Annotated in this window: 6 protein-coding genes; 2 read left to right on the plus strand and 4 right to left on the minus strand. The window is 56.5% G+C overall.

What is annotated here, in order from left to right:
• The 4 genes from HMPREF2935_RS10135 to HMPREF2935_RS10150 form a co-directional block, all read right to left on the minus strand.
• A partial coding sequence (locus HMPREF2935_RS10135) for a class I tRNA ligase family protein (protein ID WP_141756049.1) occupies positions 1–289 on the minus strand: 289 nt, incomplete at its 3' end.
• A gap of 174 nt (positions 290–463) precedes the next feature.
• A complete protein-coding gene (locus HMPREF2935_RS10140; protein ID WP_070455797.1) occupies positions 464–868 on the minus strand; it encodes a type II toxin-antitoxin system VapC family toxin in 405 nt (134 codons plus the stop codon).
• Positions 865–1,092 (minus strand): FitA-like ribbon-helix-helix domain-containing protein, encoded by a 228-nt coding sequence (locus HMPREF2935_RS10145; RefSeq protein WP_070455796.1) that lies wholly within the window; start codon positions 1,090–1,092, stop codon positions 865–867. Before HMPREF2935_RS10145 ends, HMPREF2935_RS10140 begins: the two co-directional genes overlap by 4 nt.
• Before the next feature lie 57 nt (positions 1,093–1,149).
• Positions 1,150–1,530, minus strand: a complete 381-nt coding sequence (locus HMPREF2935_RS10150) for a zinc ribbon domain-containing protein YjdM (protein WP_070733068.1) — start codon at positions 1,528–1,530, stop codon at positions 1,150–1,152.
• Positions 1,531–1,763: 233 nt separating this feature from the next.
• Here HMPREF2935_RS10150 and HMPREF2935_RS12845 point away from each other — a divergent pair, with 233 nt between their 5' ends.
• Both HMPREF2935_RS12845 and HMPREF2935_RS13270 read left to right on the plus strand, forming a co-directional pair.
• On the plus strand, positions 1,764–3,347 hold the full coding sequence (locus HMPREF2935_RS12845; RefSeq protein WP_083313221.1) for an alkaline phosphatase: 1,584 nt from the start codon (positions 1,764–1,766) through the stop codon (positions 3,345–3,347).
• A gap of 501 nt (positions 3,348–3,848) precedes the next feature.
• Positions 3,849–4,287: type I-E CRISPR-associated protein Cse1/CasA (locus HMPREF2935_RS13270; RefSeq protein ID WP_168166300.1), on the plus strand; the 439-nt coding region annotated here is incomplete at its 3' end.

A 4,287-nucleotide genomic window follows, 5' to 3' on the forward strand; every position in this document is an offset into this window, starting at 1 on the left:
GCAGGACGTTCTTGCCCAGCATGCGGTTGTAGCGAGCATAGGTATCGGTAGCGATATAGCCCAGCGGGTGGCCGACATGCAGGCCTGCGCCGGATGGGTACGGGAACATGTCCTGGATGTTGAGCTTTTCCTTCGGAAGGGCGCCCGCGCCCTCCGTGGCTAGGTCGCCGACGGGGTTCGGCGCGTTAAACGTGCCATTGTCTTTCCAGTACTGCTGCCAGGTCGACTCGATCTGGGCCGCAAGCTCCGGGGTATAGCGGTGCGCGGTGGAATCACTCGGGTTAGTCATGGCTCCACAGTCTAGCGCCCTAACAAGCTCCGGAGCACGTCAGGGCGGATAAAACTTCAATCTATTCGGCCGCTCCGATGTATCGCGCGGCCTCCACTCCGACCGCGCGCCGTCGGACGCTGTCCGCAGCGCTGTCTTTGCCCGTAATCATTCCGGTAACCTGCGCCACTTTGACTAATCCCATGGGTTAATGAGACGGACTCCAGTATTCTCAAAATCCTTGACATTACGGGTGGCACATACAGCACTATTGGCTCGGCATACTGCTGCTATCTGCGCATCGACAGTAGAAATTGGCTGCCCGGACTGCCTCCGTCTGGAAACTACTTCGGCGTATTCCTGCGCAGCCAGAAAATCAAAGGAAAGGATTGAGTACATACCGAGGACACGATCTAAGACCGTGCGCAACGTGGCCTTCTTCCTTCCCTCTGGCAAGATAGCCACGCCAGCATAAAGCTCCGAAACAGTCATGGCAGTGACAAATGTACGGGCCTCGATGCTTTTCATCCAACTCAACACTTTGTCATCCGGAAGCGGTTTAAGCACCTCAGATACGACATTTGTGTCCAGTACGATCATTTAAAAAGCACCGCCCGCGCTTCATCATCACGTGGTGGAGTTTCCAATTCAACCGCGGCATCTCTGCTTGCTTCATAAAGAGCAATCCCAATGTTCTTCGGTTGCACAACGTCAATAAGAATGGCGCGCACCTCCGCTTCCATTGAGCGGCCATTGTCCCGCGCACGAGCCACGAGCGCTTCTTTTATCGCGTCGTCAAGGTTTCTTACTACCAATGAGGCCATCGCACTGCCCACCTTCCCGTTGATATCAGTAACGATATCACTTTCGGGCAAACCCCTCTAGACCTTCTTGACCACCGCCGGTTTCAACGTCATGGCGCCGAAGCCATCAATCTTGCAGTCGATGTTGTGGTCTTCCTGGCCCGTTCCAGCATCAAAGTTCAGGCGAATGCCACGGACCTTGGTGCCGGACTTCAACGGCTGCTGCGCACCCTTGACCTTGAGGGTCTTGGTGACGGTGACTGTGTCGCCGTCGACAAGCGCGTTGCCCATAGAATCAACGATTACCTGGGGCTCAGCGGAGTCGGTGTCCGCACCAGCGGCGGTGGCTTCGAACTCGTGCGCGCACTCCGGGCAGACGATGAGCGGCGGCATCTCGTAGGTGTATTCGGAGGAACATTCAGGGCATGGCGGCAACGTCGCAGCTGCATTTTCAGTCATAAGAGGGATTCTAATCTGTGCTCGTGCCTACGGCTGAACGCCGTAGTGGGTAATTGACGTTCAAAAGAGTTCCCCTCAAAGTTCGATTCTTATTAACCCGTGCGTGGTCCCGCTGTTACTCCGCCTGCCTAGATTTATGCGCGGTTGATTCCACTCTCACTTTTGGAACTTGCCTCTTTCTATTCCTATCTCTCTTTAAAGTCCCTAAGACCTTAAACATAAAAAGCTCTCTCATGCGCAACTTCTCTCGCGCCCTGCGCGTTAGCGTGGCCGCAGTAGCCACTACCGCCCTGACCACTGGCCTTGTCGCCCCGGCACACGCCGCTGCTTCTGGCCCGAAAAATGTCATCTACATGATTGGTGACGGTATGGGCTACGGCCACATCGCCTCCAACAATCTCTACGAGTCCGGCCAGTCTAAGTACCTGGTTGAAGGCGCATTCGGTGCTGACACCGCCAAGGAGCTCGAGGGCGAGTCTGTCCAGGTATTCGAGGACTTTAACCGTCTGTCCATGACCACCTTCCCGCACGGCGGCTCCTACGACCCAGCCAAGGCATGGTCTGACCACGAGTACATCAAGCAAGGCCCTACCGACTCTGCTGCGGCCGGCACCGCAATGGCCACCGGCTCCAAGGTTGATAATGGCACCCTGGGCGTCTCTTCCTACGGCCACGAGATGGAAAACCTCTCCGAGCGCGCCATCCGCGAGGGCAAGTCCGCTGGTGTTGTCACCTCCGTACCGTTTGACCACGCCACCCCAGCCGCGTTCGCGGCGCACAACAAGAACCGCGACAACTACCTGGAGATCGGCGATTCCATGATCAACTCCGATCTCTCCGTCATCATGGGCGCGGGCCACCCTGAGTACAACGACGACGCTCAGAAGGTTGCTGCCGGTTCCGAGGACTACTCCTACATCTCCAAGGAGAACCTCGCTGCGCTTCGCGACGGCTCGAAGGGCTGGGAGTTCACCGATAACACCGCCGGCTTTGAGTCCCTGGCTGCTGGCAACGTAGAAGAGGGTAAGAAATACTTCGGCCTGGCACCAGTTGCTACCACCCTGCAGCAGAACCGCTCCGGCGATGCTGAAGCGAAGGAGCCAGGCACCGACCCGAAAAACGACGTGGTTGACCTGCCGACCATGACCAACGGCGCACTCAACGCCCTGGGCCAGGACGAGGACGGCTTCTCCCTCATGATTGAAGGCGGCGCTATTGACTGGTCCGGCCACGCAAACCAGACCGGCCGCGACATCGAAGAGGTCCAGGACTTCAACGCGGCTGTCGACGCCGCCATCGCCTGGGTTGAGAAGAACTCCTCCTGGGAGGAAACCCTGCTGATTGTCACCGCTGACCACGAGACCGGCTTCCTCTCCGGCGCGGGTGAGACTGACGCGTGGAAGCCACAGACCGGCACCAAGGGCACCGCTCCGACCCACGAGTGGTACTCCACCAACCACACCAACCAGGTAGTACCGTTCTTCTTCAAGGGCGCTGGCTCCGAGGATATCCAGGCTAAGGTTTCTGGCACCGACCCAGTCCGCGGCGAGTACATCGACAACACCACCGTGGCCAAGCTGGCCCTGGACGAGTGGTGGTTCAACACCGCCGAAGACGACACCAACAACCCCGGAGACACCGACAACAAGCCATCTGACGACGGTTCCTCCAACGGCTCCTCTGCTGCAGGCGCTGGCCTGGCTGGCGCCGGCGTGATGGCCCTCATCTTCGGCATCATCACCGCTGCAGCTCAGGCCCTTGGCCTGGTCAAGTTCGACTTCAAGGCTCTGCAGGACCTCATCAAGCAGTTCGCCTAATGCGCTAGCCGACGCCCCGCCACTAGGCCACGGGCAAGCACCAGCCCTCGTCTCCCCACAGACGGAAACACCGTCATTTTCTAGGGGATGACGAGGGCTTTCGCCGTTTTCACCGCTAAAAGGACGCAGTCAGAAGGCAGGACGGACAGCCAATTCTAGTGTCGGCACTCACCTCAAAGTTCGAACAATCTTCCGAATATCAGCTAGACGTGTCGAGGCCAAAGACTATTGTCACCAGTGTGGCTCCTATTCCAGCACATTCACTAAAGACACTCCATCTCGCGCACCGCGCTAGCCGCTTTCACCAATTCGATAGAAACGTCAACTATTTAACTGAATTGGAAAAATTTTGAGAAATTTTCCTATGCCCAAATGATCTGCGCACTAGAGTGAATTTTAGGCTCGCACTGAAGAAAGAAGGTCTCGATGACATCAGAGAGTCCAAACATCAATTGCCTGACAAATGTCGAATTTCTGCCGACATCACAAGGCCGGCTAAGCGTGCGTGATGCACTCCTTAGGGCCCACAAACACGATTTCGATATCACTTCTTCGCAACCCGGTTTTCATTTCAGCCCTCAGGTTCGACTTTTGGCAGGCATTACTGCAGTAGTACTACGGCACGAAGCCAAAACCCCTGCCGAATTACTCAATCTCGGCCTATCTGAAGCGGCCGTTGATAAGGCTCTCGAAGAGCTCAGCGCTGGTGCTTACTTGCACGACGCACAATTCCCATTCATGCAACGACCGGCAGTTAATACGTCCAACCCCAAGGACAAAGCAACTTATGTTGGCCCCGGGACTCATCCAGTCAAAAAACTGTCACCGGCTATGCCACCCAATGAGTCGGAAGACTTTGCCAACCTTCTCACCGCTAACCAGGAACGGTTATCTCTAGAAGATGCAGTGATGTGGCTCGTGACTTATCATCACCTATCCG

Source organism: Corynebacterium sp. HMSC076D02 (assembly GCF_001813815.1).
GTDB lineage: Bacteria > Actinomycetota > Actinomycetes > Mycobacteriales > Mycobacteriaceae > Corynebacterium > Corynebacterium simulans.